The sequence below is a fragment of the Vibrio sp. La 4.2.2 genome (assembly GCF_027586995.1).
Taxonomy (GTDB): Bacteria; Pseudomonadota; Gammaproteobacteria; order Enterobacterales; family Vibrionaceae; genus Vibrio; species Vibrio mediterranei.
The window spans coordinates 14,349-33,559 of the sequence record NZ_JAPPTJ010000022.1 but is presented as its reverse complement, the minus strand read 5'-3'; the positions used below and the strand labels follow the sequence as shown (position 1 = coordinate 33,559).

The following is a 19,211-nucleotide window of genomic DNA, read 5'->3' as shown; positions in this document are numbered from 1 at the left end:
GTACTTCAATGGACTAAACTATTGTTTTTAAGCTTTTCAGCTTTCCGTTGAAGTGGGCGGCCATTTTAACTAGATAACTTGTCGTGTCAACCACTTTTTCAAATTATTTTCGTTAAGGCTTTTGCCCTTCCAGACCTTTCAGGCTCTTGCTTTGCTGCCTTCCCGTCTGGTGGTGCGCATTATAGGGAGTTCCTCTTTTGGCGCAACCCCTTTTTTAATATTTTTTGGAAAAAAAGCGCTTTTGCTGAAAATTGCATCATAAAAGCAAAAGGAGAGTATAAAAACTCTCCTTTTGGCCACAAAACTCTAACATTTAGATAAATGCGTAGGCATCACCAAACATATGATCAGACTTTGCTTGCTTGGATTGCGTAAACTGCTCACGAGCGGCGCCAGCCATTTCAAATCGGCCTGCTATATAGATATCAAAATCCGCTAACGTCTCAAAATCTTCACTCACAGCTTGCAACACATTACCTTTTTTCCCTGACCACTCCGCCGATGCATCTTCAATAACCGGAATGAACTGGATGCGTTGATGCTGCTCAGCGATTTCCATCAGCTCTTTTTTGGCATAAAGCTGAGCTTCATCACGACCGCCCCAGTAGAGGTGGATCGGCTGTTCGATATTTTGGCTAATACAGTGATCAAGTATAGAGCGCACATAGCTAAACCCAGTACCGCCAGCAATCAATAGTATAGGTCGCTGGTTATCTTCACGAATCCAAGCTTCACCATGAGGTGCATCAATAGTGATGTCATCACCGTCTGCTAGTGCTTGTTTCATTGATTCGACGACTTCGATAGCGTAAGCATTATGCTCAGCCGCACCAATATGGAGTTCGATCTCGCCTTCGTGACGACAAGGGCTACTAGCAATAGAGAATGGGCGCTTATCTGCTTCTCCCATTACTACCATTAAATACTGACCAGCTTTAAAGCTCACTGGTTGCTCAGGGTGCAGCAAGATTTGATAGGTGTTTGCTGCTAAAGGCTCAATCGACTTTACTTTACATTTTACTGTCATGTTTTATCTCTTTTATTCGTCACTGAAAGTAATCACCAGATCGCTTTCAGCATAAGCAAGGCAAGAGAACATCCAACCTTGCTGTTTTTCTTTTTCAGTTAACATTGGCTCTAAGTCATAACTGACTTGTCCTGACTCTATTCGACATAAGCAAGAAGCACAGGCCCCGACTCGGCATCGATGTGGAAACGCGAGGTTTTGGTTGAGCGCTGCCTCTAAGATGGTTTCCCCATCACTCACCGTAAGTTCAAGATTCTGAGGCTTTAGCCTTACATGCTTGGTCATAAGATATTAAGCTGATCCCAAATAGCGTCTATCGTCTCGACCAATTGCGGATCTTTCTTTATTGGAATACCCCACTCCCGCTCAACTTCTGTTTCCAGCTTGTTGGTGGCGTCTAATAGTGCTCGAGAACTCACATCGTTGGTCATGACAGTATCACGAGCAGGATCCATTCTTGTAGTAATTGCCCAGATTACGTCATTCCAGTCTCTAACATTGACGTCTTCATCACACGCTACCATAAACTTAACGTCAAAGTAGCAAGCAACCGATTCAGCAATACCCTTCATTACTTCCACGGCCTGACCTGCGCGTTGCTTATTTAATGTTAGTAACACCATACGACTTGTACCTGTTCCAGGCGCAACATACAAATCTATAACTTCAGGATACTGAGCAACTATCTCGCTTTTCAATGCATTTTCATCAAATGCATGAGCGGTTTCGATGGTACCTGAAGGTCCAAACTTATTCTCACCAAGAGCAACTTCTGCATCCCACTTTATCGTCGCATCCAATCCCATCTTGGAACCAAGTCCAACAACCGGAGAGGCGAAGTCCAACGAGTCAATGGGGGTGCTTTCAATCATCAACGTATCTCGACTTGGCAACATATGCTCATTCATGGCCTGAGTGACATCAGTCCAATTACGAGCGTTAACACTCTCATCGCACACAATGACAAACTTGGTATACATAAATTGTCGCAGGAATGACCACACTCCCATCATCACTCGTTTAGCATGACCGGGATATTGTTTCTTTATAGTCACCACTGCCATACGGTACGAGCAACCTTCCGGTGGAAGATAAAAATCTTCTATTTCAGGAAATTGCTTTTGTAAAATTGGCACAAAAACTTCATTAAGCGCCACACCCAATACAGCAGGCTCATCAGGTGGACGTCCAGTATACGTGCTGTGATAGATAGGACTCTGACGCATAGTAACGTGAGTAATGGTAAACACATGGTGTTTTTCTACTTCGTTGTAGTAACCCGTGTGATCACCATAAGGTCCCTCATCCGCAAACTCATTGGGGTCAATGTAGCCTTCAAGAACGATCTCTGCACTCGTTGGAACCTCTAAATCGTTACTAATGGATTTGACCACTTCGGTTTTTTCACCCCGTAATAAACCAGCAAACGCGTACTCTGACAACGTATCTGGTACAGGAGTTACCGCCCCTAAGATAGTGGCGGGGTCAGCACCAAAGGCAACCGAGACTGGAAAAGGTTTACCTGGATTGGTTTCCATCCAATCACGCAGGTCCAACGCTCCACCTCGGTGAGCAAGCCAGCGCATAATGATTTTATTCTTGGCAATCTTTTGTTGACGGTAAATGCCCAAGTTTTGTCGTTTCTTATTTGGCCCTTTGGTTACGGTCAGACCCCAAGTGAGTAATGGCGCAACATCGTCTGGCCAGCAGCTCATTACTGGAATTTTATCAAGATCGACCTCTGCACCTTGCCAAACTATTTCTTGGCACTTTGCCTTGCTTAGTCTTTTAACTGGCATATTGAGGACTTGTTTAAAGACAGGAATCTTATCGATCGCATCTTTAAACCCTCTCGGTGGCTCAGGCTCTTTTAGGTAAGCCAATAACTTACCGACTTCACGAAGCTCCGAGACTTGCTGGCGCCCCATACCGATGGCTACTCGTTCAGAAGTACCAAACAAATTCGTTAGCACAGGCATATCATAGCCAATGGGGTTTTCAAACAATAATGCCGGACCACCCGCTCGCAATGTGCGATCACTGATCTCAGTCATTTCATAGTCTGGGTCGACAGGGTGAGAAATGCGTTTAAGTAGCCCTTGGCTTTCCAAGTGCTGAATAAAAACTCGTAAATCCTTAAAATTCATAGGGGTAACATCGCCTTGAAAGATGCACGCATTATATACGCAAACCCACCTATGAGTGAAATTTGCGCTTCAAACAATGGACGATACTAGTTGGACAACGCCTGCAGAATTAAGCTAGCTTTCACTTGGCTATTTGACGAAGCGACATCTCTAACCCAACCACTATGACCATTTTGTGCTAATTGAGTGGCAACGAAACTGGCATCATCAACACTTGTCATACGGGCGACAAGAAAATTCTTTACGTTTTCAGGCAATGGATTAATGCTTGCCAATTCTGTAATGGCTTGTTGTTTTAAGCTAGGGTTGCGAGATGCTAACATGATCTGATGCATCGCAAATGGAGACTTCACTTGGGCCAAACGTTCAAGCTCAGCTTGGCTATGGTAGTCTGCACGCATTTTCCACAGCAGTTCATACAACTTTTCATCCTGATTGACCTGCGCCATACGCACCAATACTCGAGTTGAAGGTAGCCATTCTGTAATCGTTGCTTCAGTCAGTTGCTTGGTCAAATAGGCGTTGGCTTCTGGTGACAAACTATCAAACTCACGAACTAATAGATCTTCACGAATTTGTCTATCGTAATCCGTCCCTTCAGATAACCAATCTCGCAAAACAAGCTCTTCTCGCTCGACTTGTAGTATGAACTCCAAAGTTTTTTGATCGCTATTCCAGCTTTTGATCAGACGCGCAGAGATGGCAGGATAATTAAAGGCGGGTATCGAAAACTCGTAACCATCGCCACGCTCCAGCATGGTATAGGTCGTAGGAAGAGATTTCTGACTTTTTACGAAAATCGCCATTTTAGGCGTCAAGATGATGCTGCGCTGCTCGATTTCTTGCAACAGCACATACCGAGCTACCTCTTGTTGAGGTAGAGCCAAACGATTGAGAGCAAACTTTAATCCGTCAATATCGTCCTTCATCACCAGATCCATATATTCAGTGACTTTCTGCTGAACAATAGGATTGCTGATCCATTGATTAACTTCTTGTTGCGTCATCTCCTTCGACGCGAATGCTGGCTGCGACAACAACGCAGCAAATACTAGGAGAAGAGACGCTAACCATCCTTGTAGCATATTAACCTCCTGTTAACACTTTTGATATTGTGCGCTGGAAAGAGGTTAAGTGCAAACAAAAACGCCACCCATATTGGGTGACGTTTAAAATCTGAGATTTGCTGTCAGCTTAAAATGTATTACTGACGACGCATCGCATCAAAGAACTCATCGTTCGTCTTCGTCATTGCTAACTTATCAATGAGGAACTCCATTGCGTCTGTTTCGCCCATAGGGTGAACAATCTTACGTAGAATCCACATTTTCTGTAGCTCGTCCGACTTAGTCAGTAGCTCTTCGCGACGTGTGCCTGAACGGTTGAAATCGATCGCAGGGAAAACACGTTTTTCAGCAATCTTACGGTTTAGGTGCAGTTCCATGTTACCTGTACCTTTAAACTCTTCGTAGATAACTTCATCCATTTTAGAACCAGTATCAACTAGTGCCGTTGCGATGATAGTTAGGCTTCCGCCTTCTTCTACATTACGAGCCGCGCCGAAGAAACGCTTTGGACGATGCAATGCGTTAGCATCAACACCACCAGTAAGGACCTTACCAGAAGAAGGTACTACGGTGTTGTATGCACGCGCTAGACGAGTGATAGAGTCTAGTAGGATAACCACATCTTTCTTGTGTTCAACAAGACGCTTCGCTTTCTCAATCACCATCTCAGCAACTTGAACGTGACGAGACGCTGGCTCATCAAACGTCGATGCAACAACTTCACCTTTAACTAGGCGCTGCATCTCTGTTACTTCCTCTGGACGCTCATCGATAAGTAGAACCATCAATTCACATTCAGGGTGGTTGTGAGCGATGCTCTGAGCGATGTTCTGAAGCAACATTGTCTTACCCGCTTTTGGCGGAGCAACAATCAGACCACGCTGACCTTTACCAATTGGTGATGCAAGGTCAAGAACACGAGCGGTAATATCTTCTGTTGAACCGTTACCACGCTCCATTGTCATGCGCTCATTCGCATGTAGAGGTGTTAGGTTTTCAAATAGAATCTTATTACGTGCGTTATCAGGTTTGTCGTCATTAACCGTGTTAACTTTTAGCAGAGCAAAATAGCGCTCACCGTCTTTTGGTGGACGAATTTTACCAGCGATTGAGTCACCTGTGCGAAGGTTAAAACGACGAATCTGACTTGGAGAAACATAAATGTCGTCTGGACCCGCAAGGTACGAGCTGTCTGCGCTACGCAGGAAACCAAAACCGTCTTGAAGAATCTCTAAGACCCCGTCACCAAAGATATCTTCACCACTTTTCGCATGGGCTTTTAAGATGGCGAAAATGATGTCTTGCTTACGCAGACGAGCTAAATTTTCCAGACCAAGAGATTCGCCAAGTTTAACGAGCTCAGAAACAGGTCTGTTCTTCAATTCTGTTAAGTTCATTGTGGTGGATGTTTGTTTAGTCAAAATAGGATCTGTTTTGTTGTTAAGAAGGATTTGGTCTCAGGATCGACCAAGAAGTGAACACTTGTTTATTTAACGTGCGATAAATTATCACTAAAACTGAGTCTAGTCTAGCTTTGAAAAAAACAAAACCGTGTATTTGTTAAGATACACGGTTTTCGTTACTTTTCATTATAGATTCGCATCCAAGAACTCTTTAAGTTGAGTCTTTGATAGCGCACCAACTTTCGTTGCTGCTACGCCACCATCTTTGAAAAGAAGTAGCGTTGGGATACCGCGAATACCAAACTTAGGTGGAGTACCTGCGTTTTGGTCAATGTTAAGTTTACCGATAGTGAGTTTGCCTTCGTACTCATCTGCGATTTCATCGAGGATTGGGGCAATCATTTTACAAGGACCACACCACTCCGCCCAGAAGTCAACAAGAACCGGGCCTGCAGCGTTAATTACGTCAGTTTCAAAACCGTCATCCGTCAGCTGCAAAATCTTTTCACTCATCTTTCACTCCGATATTTTTTGTATTGATGAGATAATCACCAACAATTAGATCTCCTATTGGAATGTATTTACCTTCGTATTGCAAGCTTAAGCTGATATTCTATACCGATGAAAAAGACGCATATCACAGAGCAAAAGTTCGCCGAATTAGATTTGCAGCCGCAAATCATTGAAGGATTGGAAAAAAAAGGGTTCGAGTATTGTACCCCTATCCAAGCCTTGGCGTTGCCGGTACTGCTCGCCGGCCGAGATATTGCAGGACAGGCCCAAACCGGGACTGGAAAAACGCTTGCGTTTTTAACTGCTACCTTTAATCACCTACTAACAACGCCAGAACATGATGGCCGCAAGCCAAACCAGCCGCGTGCGATTATCATGGCTCCAACTCGCGAACTTGCTATCCAGATCCAAAACGATGCCAAGCCGTTAATTGAGAGTACAGGGTTAAAGACTGCACTCGCCTATGGCGGCGACAGCTACGATAAGCAGCTCGCTAAACTCGAAGAAGGCGTCGATATCCTTATCGGTACCTGTGGTCGTATTATCGATTTCTACAAACAGCGTGTTTTCAATCTCAACAACATTCAAGCAGTGGTATTAGATGAAGCCGACCGCATGTTCGATCTTGGTTTCATTAAAGACATTCGCTTTTTGTTCCGTCGCATGCCTGAGCCAAAAGACCGTTTGAACATGCTGTTCTCTGCAACATTGTCTTATCGCGTTCAAGAACTGGCATTCGAACACATGCACAACCCTGAGCACGTCGTTGTCGAGCCAGAGCAAAAAACTGGTCACCGAATTAAAGAAGAGCTGTTCTACCCATCGAACAATGAAAAAATGGCTCTACTACAGACACTCGTGGAAGAAGAGTGGCCAGACCGCGCTATCATCTTTGCTAACACTAAACACAAGTGTGAGAAAGTTTGGGGGCACCTAGCTGCCGACGGCCACCGTGTCGGCCTGCTGACTGGTGATGTTCCCCAGAAGAAACGTGAGAAAATCCTAGAGCAATTTACTCGTGGTGATGTCGATATTCTGGTTGCGACCGATGTGGCAGCTCGTGGTCTGCATATTCCTCAAGTAACTCACGTATTCAATTACGACTTGCCTGACGATTGTGAAGATTACGTTCACCGTATTGGCCGTACTGGCCGTGCTGGTGCAAGTGGTCACTCCATCAGCTTTGCTTGTGAAGAATACGCGATCAATTTGCCAGCAATTGAAGAGTACATTGAGCACCAAATCCCCGTCTCAGACTACGATTCCAGTGCACTACTTACAGAACTGCCTGCGCCACTAGTTCTGAAAAGCCGTAACTCAGGTCAGCGCCGTACCAACACTGGTGGCTCAAGACCGTCAAACAGAAAGCCTCAAAGAAGGCCAAGAGCGCAACGATCTTAACAGGAAGTAAGCAGTATTTATGAGTCTCGCAGTGAATTCTTCGCCACTCTACGCTGCCATTGATTTAGGCTCCAACAGTTTCCATATGTTGGTGGTTCGTCATATTGATGGCAGTGTTCAAACGATGGCTAAAATTAAACGGAAAGTTCGTTTAGCCGCTGGTCTAGATGCCGAGTTAGCGCTTAGCCAAGAAGCGATGCAACGCGGTTGGGAATGTTTAAGCCTCTTTGCGGAAAGGCTACAAGACATCCCGAAAGAAAATATCCGTATCGTTGGGACCGCGACTCTGAGAACCGCGACTAATGTGGATGTTTTCTTAGAGAAAGCCAATGACATTCTTGGTTATCCAATACAAGTCATCTGTGGTGAAGAAGAAGCTGCAACCATCTACAAAGGTGTCGCCCATACCTCGGGCGGGACTGGCCGTAGATTGGTGGTCGATATTGGTGGCGCAAGCACAGAGCTTATTATTGGTGAAGGTTTTGAGCCTAAAGCTCTCACCAGTCTAAAAATGGGCTGCGTGACTTGGCTTGAGCATTACTTCAAAGACCGACAGCTTAATAAAGCTAACTTTGAACGTGCCATTGAAGGAGCTAAGCAAGCACTCGCACCGATTCTCGACAATTACCAGCGTATTGGTTGGGATGTTTGTGTTGGCGCTAGTGGTACCGTGCAAGCTCTACAAGAGATCATGCTGGCTCAAGGTATGGATGAAGTCATCACTCATGCCAAACTAAAGCGTCTTCAAAAACAAGCCATGCAAGCCGATCATTTGGAAGAGCTGGATATCGACGGCCTAACTCTAGAACGCGCACTAGTATTCCCTAGTGGTTTGTCCATTCTGATTGCCATCTTTGAACTTCTTAACATTGACTCTATGACACTGGCCGGAGGCGCACTGCGCGAAGGCATGGTGTATGACATGGTCGAAGAGTTGCAACAAGATGACATCCGTGCTCGAACCATCAATAGCGTTCAATCGCGCTGTCAGTTAGATGTGGAATATGGCGAACAGGTCGCAACTACGGCTCTGCAACTGCTCAAAGATTGTGGTGGTGATACCTGGCTCGAGGAGCCACAAGCACCAGCTTTGCTTGAATGTGCATCCAAGCTTCATGAAATTGGTCTTACTCTTGATTTCAAAAAGGCTGGCGAACATAGTGCGTACTTACTAACCAACTTAGATTTACCGGGTTTTACTCGTGCACAAAAACACCTGTTAGCGGAAGTTGTACGTCGATATAAGGATCAGCTTAGTCCTTTGCCAGCACAACATGCGCTGTCAAATAAAAGTGCCGAGCGTGTACTACGACTATTACGTTTAGCGGTAATTATCACTCATAGACGTAAGCGAGAATTACAGCCGAATATCTCAGTAGCATGCAAAGATAATCGACTTACCCTTTCGATAGATAAACTGTGGCTAGAGCAAAACCCATTGTCTGCAGCAGAATTAGAAATTGAATCGAACCGTCAGTCCGACATGGGTTGGCCGCTCGACATTCAAGCGCTATAACAGATAGTACGAAGATTAAAAAAAATCCCGAACATCACAGGTTCGGGATTTTTTTATTTGTCTGCCGATTAGGCGTTCACACCAGTAACCGAAATATTCGGGTTTACAGCGGTTAACTTCTTCACTAAGAAGTTCAATAGCACACCATACATAGGCACAAATAAGCCAAGACTGATCACTAACTTAAAGCCGTAGTCGACTAAGGCGATTTCTGTCCAATGTTCAGCCATAAATGGATCTGGACTCTGGTAAAACGCGATAGCAAAGAAGGCTAAGGTATCAAGCGCATTACCAAATAGTGTCGAACAGGTCGGTGCCACCCACCATTGCTTCATTTGACGTAAGCGGTTGAATACATGAACATCAAGAATCTGTCCTAATAGATATGCCATAAAACTTGCCGCCGCAATACGCGCGACAAACAAGTTAAACTCTCCCAGATGACTCAATCCTTGAAACTGACCTTCAAAGAACAGTACCGATAGCGCATACGACACCGCTAAAGCTGGCAGCATAACTAGGAAAATGATTCTACGCGCTAACCCAGCACCGAAAATACGGACAGTCAAGTCGGTCGCTAAGAAGATAAAAGGAAAAGTAAAAGCGCCCCAAGTGGTGTGGAAACCAAAAATAGTAAAGGGTAGCTGCACTAGATAATTACTGGACGCAATAATCACTAAGTGAAAGAGAACTAAAAATGTTAGGGCTTTGCGCTGTTGCGCAGGAGAAAACGGGCTCATATTGTACCTTTTTCGTTTTGCTTGGGGTTGAGGGAACCCAAGGTGAGGCACAGCCTCTGGTTACTAAAATTAAGTGTTTGTTGGCTACTTAAGTAGCGGCGGGCGATTATACATTAATCAATTTTAGGTGCAATAGTTCGATATAGAGCAAACGTTTACTGATGAAAATAGACTAAAATCCGCGTCGAAATATACTCGCAAGAAAATCAAATTCGTCTTTGCTACCAGTAACATCTAGCGCCTCAAACCACATGAGTTCACTGTAATGCTCGCCCTTTAATAACATTCGGCAGCCTTCAAAATCCACCAGCCACGTGTGAATATCCGCATCCCATTGTTTCTCAACCACAGTGGCAGATAACTGAGCGACTAAAGAACTGGCTATGGTATCAAAATTGTCAAAATCAAAGCTTGGTGTAACAAGCACCAACTTCCCTTCCGCCTCGATATAATCTCGCAAACCAAAATCAGCCATGTTGGGTCAAATGCTCCTGTATTAGATCAAGGAAAGGGTCAGCATACTTCTCTAATTTACGTTCACCAACGCCGTTCACTGCCAGCATTTCACCGTAAGAGGTGGGCAGTATTTCTGCCATATCAATCAGGGTTGCATCACTGAAGACGACATAAGGAGGTAAACCATCTTCGTCGGCAATCGACTTACGTAGCTTACGCAGTTTGGCAAACAGCTTCTTATCGTAATGCTTAGAAGCAAGTTTGTCAGATTTGGCACTTCGTGCAGCCGTATCCAATCGAGGCACTGCCAACTCTAGGCTGTTTTCTCCACGTAACAGAGGGCGAGCCTCTTCGGTCAGCTGCAATGTCGAGTTTCGGGTGATATTTTGGCTAAGCAAACCTTTGTGTATTAGCTGCCTAAATATGCTCACCCAGTAATCATGACTATGATCACGTCCAATGCCATAAGTCGTCAGCTTGTCGTGTCCATGTTCACGAATACGAATGTTCGACATACCACGCAACACTTCAACCACATAGCTAATACCAAAGCTCTGGTTGACACGATAGACACAAGACAACGCTTTTTGCGCTTCTTGCGTCGCATCAAAATGTTTCGGAGGGTCGAGACATATATCGCAGTTGCCGCATGGCTTCTCACTATACTCACCGAAATAATTCAACAGCACTTGGCGTCGGCATGTCTGTGCTTCGGCAAACGCATTCATGGCGTTGAGCTTATGACTTTCTACCTGCTTTTGTGGCCCTTCTTCTTTTTCATCCAACATACGGCGCAGCCAACCAATGTCGGCAGGGTCATAGAGCATCATTGCTTCTGCTGGCAATCCATCACGCCCCGCTCGCCCAGTTTCTTGGTAGTAAGACTCAATATTACGAGGAATATCAAAATGCGCGACGAAACGCACATTGGGTTTGTTAATCCCCATACCAAAGGCGACTGTCGCAACAACTACTTGAATATCATCACGTTGAAACGCGTCTTGGACATAGGCTCTTTCATCCATATCCATGCCAGCATGATAGCCTGCAGCACGCACATGGTTGGCGCACAGCTTCTCGGTCAACATCTCGACTTTCTTACGGCTGCCGCAATAGATGATGCCACTGCCTCCTTTATTCTCCCCTAAGAAGCGCACTATCTGAGAAACTGGCTTATGTTTCTCCACTAGCGTATAGCGGATATTAGGACGGTCAAAACTGCCAAGATATTCATGGGGATTATTGAGATTAAGACGGTGGATAATGTCTTTACGAGTTGCATCATCTGCAGTGGCAGTCAGCGCCACCATAGGAACAAAAGGGAACCACTCCTTTAAACGGCCCAAGGCTGCATATTCTGGCCTAAAGTCATGTCCCCATTGAGAAATACAGTGCGCTTCATCGACCGCTATCATCGACAACTCAAGATGCTCTAGACGTTCAATGAAGTCGTGCATTAACACTCGTTCTGGCGATACGTAAATCAGCTTCAGTTGACCGTTGTTCATACGGCGGTAGATATCAATCAGGGTTTCTTTAGATTGGGTTGAGTTAATGCACTCAGCAGCAACGCCATCAGCCTTTAACTGATCCACTTGGTCTTTCATCAGCGAAATAAGTGGAGAGATCACCAGCGTAATACCACTGCGAACTAAGGCCGGAATCTGATAACACAGAGATTTACCACCACCCGTGGGCATAATGACTAGGCCATCATTGCCCTCAATGGCGCTATCGATAACTTCTTGCTGTCCGGGACGAAATTCTTGATAGCCGAACACCGATTCCAAAACAGACTGTGAACTTGGTTGAGATTCAGATTGTTCAGCAAGTAACACAGCGGTCATGCAATATCCCGAGAAAATGGTAGGTCGAAAACGCTACATTGTAGAGATGTTCCTATGGGAAAGAAACTCATAATCATGGCCAACACTAATAAAAAACGTCCGCTAAACGCGCAATAATTAGTCCAATGGATGACAACACGTTATACTCAAGACCTTTCCTCCCTTTATGGCCTTCATGGCCCGCTCTTGAGAAAATTTGCATGTCACTAGAAGAACAACAAAAAGCCAAACAAGGCGTACTATTAGCGATCGGTGCCTATACCATGTGGGGTATTGCCCCTATTTACTTCAAAGCGCTGTCTGAAGTATCGCCGCTAGAGATTTTAAGTCACCGTGTTATTTGGTCGTTCTTTTTATTGACTGCACTACTGCATTTTGGCCGTCGTTGGCGCAGTGTGAGAGACGTATTTCGTTCTAAAAAAAAGATGGGCTATTTGATCACAACCGCTTTGCTCGTCGGTGTGAATTGGCTGATTTTTATTTGGGCGGTAAATGCAAACCACATGCTTGATGCTAGCCTTGGTTATTACATCAATCCATTGATTAATGTGATTCTAGGGATGTTGTTCTTAGGAGAGCGACTAAGAAAGCTACAGTGGTTTGCGGTCGCTCTGGCAACCATCGGAGTACTGATTCAACTTATTGCCTTTGGCTCGGTACCTATTGTTGCCCTTGCGCTAGCGATGAGCTTTGGTTTGTATGGTTTATTAAGGAAGAAGGTCAGTTTAGATGCACAGACGGGACTATTTATCGAGACCTTAGTCATGCTGCCAGCTGCCGCAATTTATGTGTTGTTCATTGCCAGCACGCCAACCTCAAACATGTTGGCAAATCCAGCCACACTGAACATACTGTTGATTTCTGCCGGTATTGTGACCACACTCCCTTTGTTGTGTTTCACGGGTGCAGCGACACGTCTGAAGCTATCGACACTCGGCTTTTTCCAGTACATCGGCCCTAGCTTGATGTTCTTGCTAGCCGTGCTGGTTTACGGTGAAGCGTTCACTTTAGACAAGGCACTGACGTTCGGCTTTATTTGGGGTGCACTGGTCGTGTTCAGTTTTGATGGCATTAAAACCAGCCGAACCAACAAAAGAATTAACGCTCAGTAATCCTATAGGGTGTCCGTTTTTTACAAGACGCCTTATGCCTCTGAACGATAAACTGACACCATTGGATTGATATTAGGAGGTTATTTTGCAGCAGATTAGTTACCTGTCTTCGCCAATCCCTGATATCAATTTAATCAGTGGTTGCTACAAAGAGTTTTCGTTTCAGAAACACTATCATCTCGATTACCATTTTGGCTTGATCGTCAATGGCCAACAGCAGTTTCATTTAAAAGGTCAAAGCTATACCAGTGGACCTGGAGACTTGGTATTGATGCCACCGGATGAATTGCACGATGGCCAAGCTCGCTTTGATGAAGGCTATGAAGTCAAAGTACTTGCTGTATCACCACAGTGGTTATCACAACTCAAGCCCAGCAACCACCAAGGTCAATTGGGCTTTCACAGTCCAATTGTTCAAGAGCCAATGCTGTTTCGTGCCTTACTTAACACCCACTTAGCGTTGAGTGATGAAAACATCAGCGCTCTCGCGCGTGATTGTTTACCGCATGAAAGCTTTGAGCAACTGCTCAATAGGCACGCTAAACCTACTTGTGCTTATGTACAACCCATTGGTACTAAACAGCTAACGCAAGTTCGTGACTATGTGATGAGCCATCTTGACCAACCAATCCGTTTGGAGCAGTTGGCTAAATTGTGCGACCTCAGTGAAAGGCAATTCCAGCGCCTTTTTAAGCAAGCGACGGGCATGTCTCCACACGCTTGGTTAACTCGCCTTCGCTTAGAAAAAAGTATGGCGTTAGTTAAAGCTGGTCAGCCCTCAGCTCAAGTTGCATTGCAAACTGGCTTTTATGACCAAGCACACTTTAGTAAGGCTTTTCGTAGCGTCTACGGCATTTCACCTTCCCATATCAACTAACAAGCTATATCCAACATGAACGAAATCACAATCCTGATGACACTGGCAACAGTTCATTTCATTGCCCTCATGAGTCCTGGGCCCGACTTTGCTTTAGTGGTACAAAATGCCACGCGGTTTGGTCGTCAGACAGGCTTCTACATCGCTTTAGGCTTGTCATTTGGCATCTTATTGCATTCCATCTTAAGTTTAACTGGTGTGAGCTATGTCGTTCACCAACACCCAACACTGTTTGCCATGGTCCAAATCGCCGGTGGTAGCTATCTGCTCTATCTGGGAATCGGTGCATTACGCTCTGTTGTCTCACGCTGGGGATTGCGCCACCAGCCAGCGGAGTTAGCTAACGATCCGAGTTTATTACTATCGAGTCGACGACAAGCTTTCTCTCGAGGTTTTACAACCAATATCCTCAATCCTAAAGCCTTGGTGTTTTTTATTAGTTTGATGTCGACGTTGGTGCCATCTTCTATGTCGGTTCCAGGTAAATTGATGGCGTTAGCCATTCTATGGTCATTATCTCTTGCGTGGTTCTCGTTTTTAGCTTGGGCACTTTCGACAAAACGTATGCAACGTAAGTTAGGATCCGCCTCAATCTACATTGATGCTTTGTGTGGATTACTCTTTTCTGGCATTGGTTTGACGATCTTATTGCAGGTTCTGCTGTCGCTGTAAGAGCAACTTACTCCATTCGACACTCTTCGTGTAAGAGATCTCTCACAAAGCGGTAGGTCATTATCGCTTTGTACTCCAAGACTTAGACCAAAACTAACAATAAGTTATTGATTTTAAATAATTGTCTATTTTTCTCATTGATAAGATACGGGACTTTTTCGCCTCAACGCGATTGCTCTAAAGCGAGTATCATTTAATATTAACCATGTCGGAAGGAATCTGACACGGAACAGGAAACGCTCAGGGATTTGGGCATCTTCAGGAAGAAGATACGGTTATTCAGGATGAATGGTCGGCACGGAAAGCAAATTGGACATTGAATGGACGCAATAGTAACTAGGATGGTTACTACTAAGGAAAGACAATGGACACCTCTGGATGAGGCAAGGACTTAACATCAGGAAGATGTCAGGGACACCGCTCAGGGATCAAGTGAAGTGCGCTAACGAGGATTGTTAGCAGGTCAGGATAAGACCAATGGACACCGCTAGGAAGGCGACGAAAGGAATACGCTGAAGGAATACAGCACACTATCAAGGATTAGATGCATGGAGCACCTATAGTAGCCGGATTGCTGCGAGTAAGACCATAACCCCGCAGGGCGTAAGCCCTCGGGGTTTTTCTTTATCTGTATCCCAGATTAGAACTGAACTCGTAAAGCACAAATAAAAAAAGCAGCCTGAGCTGCTTTTTTAGTATTTGGATCATGGGGAACCTAAAGCTGTTCAAGCTTCGCGTATTGAGTAACCAACCACTTAATCCCTTCGCCATTAAAGGCTACTTGAACTCGACTTTGCGGCCCACTACCTTCAAAGTTAATAATTGTTCCTTCGCCGAATTTCGGGTGCTTCACTCGCGCTCCCAAATTAAATCCGGTTTCATTGAAGTTGTTCTTCACCTCAGTTTGACTAAATCGCCCTGAACTTGTTGGTCTACTGACCTGTGCTTTCATCCGTACTTCTTGCAGACATGTTTCCGGCAGTTCACGAATAAATCGCGATGGCTTGTGGTATTTATCTTGACCGTACAGACGACGCATTTCTGCATAGGTTATAAAGAGTTTTTCCATCGCACGCGTCATGCCCACGTAACACAAGCGGCGCTCTTCCTCTAACCTGCCCGCTTCTTCTGCTGACATCTGACTTGGGAACATGCCTTCCTCTACCCCAACCATAAATACCATTGGGAACTCTAACCCTTTAGCACTGTGGAGCGTCATTAATTGCACTGCATCATCAAACTCATCTGCCTGACCTTCACCCGCTTCGAGGGCGGCGTGGGTTAGGAATGCGGTCAGCAATGTCATATCTTCAGCCTCTTCCGGCTTTTCGAATTGACGAGTTGCGGTAACCAGTTCCTCCAAGTTTTCAATACGTGCCTTGGATTTCTCACCTTTTTCCTGCTCATACATCAAGAACAAACCTGAGGTTTTGATAACATGGTCGGTTTGCTCATGCAGTGCCGATTCAAAGGTATCGTCTTCTAATGCATTAATAAGTTCGATGAAACGCGATAACGCTCCTGCTGCGCGCCCGGCAAATACCTTCTCTTCCAGCAATGCATTACTCGCTTCCCATAATGTCGCACCGCGATCTCGCGCAGCGAAACGAATGGTATCCAGCGTTTTATCTCCAAGGCCACGAGTTGGGGTATTTACGATACGTTCAAACGCTGCATCATCATTGCGGTTGGCAATCAATCGTAGGTAACCAAGTGCATCCTTGATTTCTTGACGCTCGAAGAATCGCATACCACCGTAGATTCGATACGGCAGTTGAGCTTGAATAAGCGCTTCTTCTAAAACACGAGACTGGGCGTTATTTCGATATAGCATCGCGCAGTTCGTTAGACTACCGCCTGTTTCCTGCCATTCTTTGATTTTATTGACCGCAAAACGCGCTTCATCTAGCTCATTGTAAGCAGAGTAAACCGAGATTTTTTCGCCTTCATTACCGTCTGTCCACAGCTCTTTACCCATACGCTCTGTGTTATTGGCGATCAGTTCATTGGCAGCTTCGAGAATGGTCTTAGTTGAGCGATAATTCTGTTCGAGACGAATAGTTGTCGCACCCAAATATTCATCGAGGAATTTCTGGATGTTCTCGACTTTAGCGCCGCGCCAGCCATAAATAGATTGGTCATCATCACCAACAATCATCACCTTACAATCAGGGCCCGTCATCATTCGTAGCCAAGCATATTGAATGTTGTTGGTGTCTTGGAACTCATCCACCAAAATGTGTTTAAAGCGAGCTTGATAGTGCTCGCGAACAAACTTGTTGTCACGTAGTAGCTCATGAGCGCGCAGCAAGATTTCGGCAAAATCCACCAGCCCTGCTCGATCGCACGCTTCTTGATAGGCGGTATAGATTTGCAAATAGGTCTTCGTTACAGGATCTTGATAGCTATCAATGTGTTGAGGCCTCAAACCTTCATCTTTCTTACCATTGATCCACCATGCAGCCTGACGTGCTGGCCACTGTTTCTCATCTAGATTCTGAGCTTTTATCAATCGCTTCAGTAGGCGTTGTTGGTCATCAGAGTCTAGAATTTGAAAATCTTCTGGCAGCTTCGCATCGAGATAATGAGCGCGCAGTATACGATGGCAAATACCATGGAAAGTACCGTTCCACATCCCCGACGAACTGCCCATCATCAACTCTTCGATTCGCCCTCTCATCTCTGCAGCAGCTTTGTTGGTGAAGGTCACTGACATGATGGAGAACGGAGAAGCATTTTCCACCGACATTAACCAAGCGATACGGTGAACAAGTACGCGAGTTTTGCCACTACCAGCACCAGCTAGCACCAACATATGCTCTAAAGGAGCTGCAACAGCTTCACGTTGTTTGTCATTAAGGCCGTCGAGAAGAAGAGATGGATCCATGATACTTAGCTACTGGTTATTTATACATATCGATTGATTATAACTCAAACAGTGTTCTGGTTTCAGAAAAATATCAGTTTTTTTATTTTGATTTAAATTCTTTAAAATCAAGTAAATAAAATAATATTTAACACTTTTTTAAATATTTTGTGAATAAATTGAAAGATTTTCGAAGCCCTTCCTATCCTATTGAATAAGCAAGTCGCAACTAAGCGCTTGTGAAAAGAAACCACAAGGATCAAGTCTCGAGGAAGTTACTATGAAAACTACAAATCTAGCTATCACTGCTGCAGTTACCGGTCTAATCGCTCTAGGTGGCACTATGCTTACTGCCGCTCCAGCTCATGCTGCAGAAAAAGAGAAATGCTACGGCGTATCAAAGGCAGGTAAAAATGACTGTGCTACAAAAACAAGCTCATGTGCTGGTACAGCCAAAGAAGATAATCAAAAAGACGCGTTTGTCGTGGTACCAAAAGGGCTATGTGGCAAGCTTACAGGTGGTAGTACTGAATCTGCATAGAAAGCCTCCAAAGCCGAAAGCAATACTGCTTGCAGCTTAGCTTATTTGTAACTTTGTTTGTTCATCCATTTTCAAGTTACAAGCTACACGAAGGGGCGTCATCGAGCGCCCTTTCACTTTTCTACAGCTTACTCACAATACGCAACAGATCAGGGAGATCACAATGGATCGAAGTCAGGCATTTCAATTAGTCGGTGTGGGTCTACGTACACCTCACCTCGACTACTTCGAACACAATGCTAATCAAGTTGGTTGGTTAGAGATTCATAGTGAGAATTACTTCCAAACAAACAGCACGGAGTATCAGCAGTTATTGGCAATTCGAGAACAGGTAGAGATAAGCTGTCATGGTATTGGCTTGTCACTCGGCTCTACCAGTAGAGTCAACCAATCGCATTTACTGTCACTCCAACAATTAATCCGTGAAATCCAGCCGTTCGTTGTTTCCGATCATCTAAGTTGGAGTGAGCATGGTGGTCACTATTTCAATGACCTATTACCTCTGCCTTACACTGAAGAAGCACTACAACTTTTTTGTCGTAATGTGCAGCAGGTTCAAGACGCCATTCAACGCCCACTGTTAATAGAGAATCCGTCTAGTTATCTTCGTTTCAATCATTCGACGATTCCCGAGTGGGAATTTCTGGCGGAAGTACAGCGGCAAACAGATTGTCGTTTATTACTCGATCTAAACAATGTGCACGTCTCCTGCTTCAACCATCAGTACGATACTAATCAGTACTTGGCGGCCATTGACCCTGCCACTGTCGACGAAATTCATCTAGCCGGATTTACTCGTAAGCAATTAGAACAAGGAGAGATTTGGATTGACACACACAGCGCCCGAGTATCCGATGAGGTTTGGCAGCTCTATAAAGACTGGAATCGTATTAATACACCAGTTCCAACCTTGATCGAATGGGATTTAGACATCCCTGCTCCGCAAGTTCTATTAGAAGAAGCCAATAAAGCCATCGACATCTTACTTGAAGTTCCCCTTACTCAAACGCTAAGGAGTGCATAACA

General features: G+C 44.9%; 17 protein-coding genes. 7 read left to right on the top strand and 10 right to left on the bottom strand.

Features of this window, described 5'->3' with window-relative positions; all coding sequences use genetic code 11:
• Positions 1–313: 313 nt before the first annotated feature.
• From fre to trxA, 6 genes are all read right to left on the bottom strand, one after another.
• Entirely contained in the window at positions 314–1,027 is a 714-nt protein-coding gene (gene fre / locus OH456_RS25670) for an NAD(P)H-flavin reductase (RefSeq protein ID WP_270034462.1), read from the bottom strand.
• A 12-nt stretch (positions 1,028–1,039) separates the two neighbouring features.
• Complete coding sequence (locus tag OH456_RS25665) at positions 1,040–1,312, bottom strand: 2Fe-2S iron-sulfur cluster-binding protein (RefSeq protein WP_270034461.1); 273 nt, start codon at positions 1,310–1,312, stop codon at positions 1,040–1,042.
• Positions 1,309–3,174: a 4-hydroxy-3-polyprenylbenzoate decarboxylase gene (gene ubiD / locus OH456_RS25660; protein ID WP_270034460.1), complete on the bottom strand. Its 1,866-nt coding sequence runs from the start codon at positions 3,172–3,174 to the stop codon at positions 1,309–1,311. The genes OH456_RS25665 and ubiD overlap by 4 nt, the downstream gene beginning before the upstream one ends.
• Before the next feature lie 86 nt (positions 3,175–3,260).
• A complete protein-coding gene (locus OH456_RS25655) occupies positions 3,261–4,259 on the bottom strand; it encodes a hypothetical protein (protein ID WP_006074572.1) in 999 nt (332 codons plus the stop codon).
• A 119-nt stretch (positions 4,260–4,378) separates the two neighbouring features.
• Positions 4,379–5,638 carry a transcription termination factor Rho gene (gene rho / locus OH456_RS25650; RefSeq protein WP_006074575.1) on the bottom strand — a complete coding sequence of 420 codons (1,260 nt, stop codon included), beginning with the start codon at positions 5,636–5,638 and terminating at the stop codon, positions 4,379–4,381.
• Positions 5,639–5,830: 192 nt separating this feature from the next.
• A complete protein-coding gene (gene trxA, locus OH456_RS25645) occupies positions 5,831–6,157 on the bottom strand; it encodes a thioredoxin TrxA (protein WP_006074576.1) in 327 nt (108 codons plus the stop codon).
• Positions 6,158–6,265: 108 nt separating this feature from the next.
• Between trxA and rhlB the strand changes: the two genes are divergently transcribed.
• Both rhlB and gppA read left to right on the top strand, forming a co-directional pair.
• On the top strand, positions 6,266–7,558 hold the full coding sequence (gene rhlB / locus OH456_RS25640; RefSeq protein WP_006074578.1) for an ATP-dependent RNA helicase RhlB: 1,293 nt from the start codon (positions 6,266–6,268) through the stop codon (positions 7,556–7,558).
• Positions 7,559–7,577: 19 nt separating this feature from the next.
• Complete coding sequence (gppA, locus tag OH456_RS25635) at positions 7,578–9,074, top strand: guanosine-5'-triphosphate,3'-diphosphate diphosphatase (protein WP_006074579.1); 1,497 nt, start codon at positions 7,578–7,580, stop codon at positions 9,072–9,074.
• A gap of 68 nt (positions 9,075–9,142) precedes the next feature.
• Here the strand turns inward: gppA and OH456_RS25630 are convergent, their stop codons facing one another.
• The 3 genes from OH456_RS25630 to recQ form a co-directional block, all read right to left on the bottom strand.
• On the bottom strand, positions 9,143–9,814 hold the full coding sequence (locus tag OH456_RS25630) for a 7-cyano-7-deazaguanine/7-aminomethyl-7-deazaguanine transporter (protein WP_006074581.1): 672 nt from the start codon (positions 9,812–9,814) through the stop codon (positions 9,143–9,145).
• Positions 9,815–9,986: 172 nt separating this feature from the next.
• The gene (locus OH456_RS25625; RefSeq protein ID WP_252038553.1) at positions 9,987–10,289 is read right to left on the bottom strand and encodes a DUF3630 family protein; all 303 of its coding nucleotides are present in this window, start codon (positions 10,287–10,289) and stop codon (positions 9,987–9,989) included.
• Positions 10,282–12,117, bottom strand: a complete 1,836-nt coding sequence (gene recQ, locus OH456_RS25620; RefSeq protein ID WP_006074583.1) for an ATP-dependent DNA helicase RecQ — start codon at positions 12,115–12,117, stop codon at positions 10,282–10,284. Before recQ ends, OH456_RS25625 begins: the two co-directional genes overlap by 8 nt.
• 200 nt (positions 12,118–12,317) lie before the next feature.
• On the opposite strand from recQ, the gene rarD reads away from it, so the two are divergent.
• The 3 genes from rarD to OH456_RS25605 all read left to right on the top strand — a co-directional run bounded on the left by rarD (position 12,318) and on the right by OH456_RS25605 (position 14,778).
• Positions 12,318–13,229, top strand: a complete 912-nt coding sequence (rarD, locus tag OH456_RS25615) for an EamA family transporter RarD (RefSeq protein ID WP_006074586.1) — start codon at positions 12,318–12,320, stop codon at positions 13,227–13,229.
• Between the two features lie 85 nt (positions 13,230–13,314).
• A complete protein-coding gene (locus OH456_RS25610) occupies positions 13,315–14,106 on the top strand; it encodes an AraC family transcriptional regulator (RefSeq protein WP_270034459.1) in 792 nt (263 codons plus the stop codon).
• Between the two features lie 15 nt (positions 14,107–14,121).
• Positions 14,122–14,778 carry a LysE family translocator gene (locus OH456_RS25605; RefSeq protein ID WP_006074589.1) on the top strand — a complete coding sequence of 219 codons (657 nt, stop codon included), beginning with the start codon at positions 14,122–14,124 and terminating at the stop codon, positions 14,776–14,778.
• A 715-nt stretch (positions 14,779–15,493) separates the two neighbouring features.
• Here OH456_RS25605 and uvrD read toward each other — a convergent pair.
• A complete protein-coding gene (gene uvrD / locus OH456_RS25600) occupies positions 15,494–17,668 on the bottom strand; it encodes a DNA helicase II (protein ID WP_270034463.1) in 2,175 nt (724 codons plus the stop codon).
• 256 nt (positions 17,669–17,924) lie between these two features.
• Between uvrD and OH456_RS25595 the strand changes: the two genes are divergently transcribed.
• Both OH456_RS25595 and bufB read left to right on the top strand, forming a co-directional pair.
• Positions 17,925–18,185 (top strand): BufA1 family periplasmic bufferin-type metallophore, encoded by a 261-nt coding sequence (locus OH456_RS25595; protein WP_006074592.1) that lies wholly within the window; start codon positions 17,925–17,927, stop codon positions 18,183–18,185.
• Between the two features lie 163 nt (positions 18,186–18,348).
• Positions 18,349–19,209, top strand: coding sequence for an MNIO family bufferin maturase (gene bufB / locus OH456_RS25590; RefSeq protein WP_270034458.1), 861 nt, complete (start codon positions 18,349–18,351; stop codon positions 19,207–19,209).
• Positions 19,210–19,211 lie beyond the last annotated feature (2 nt).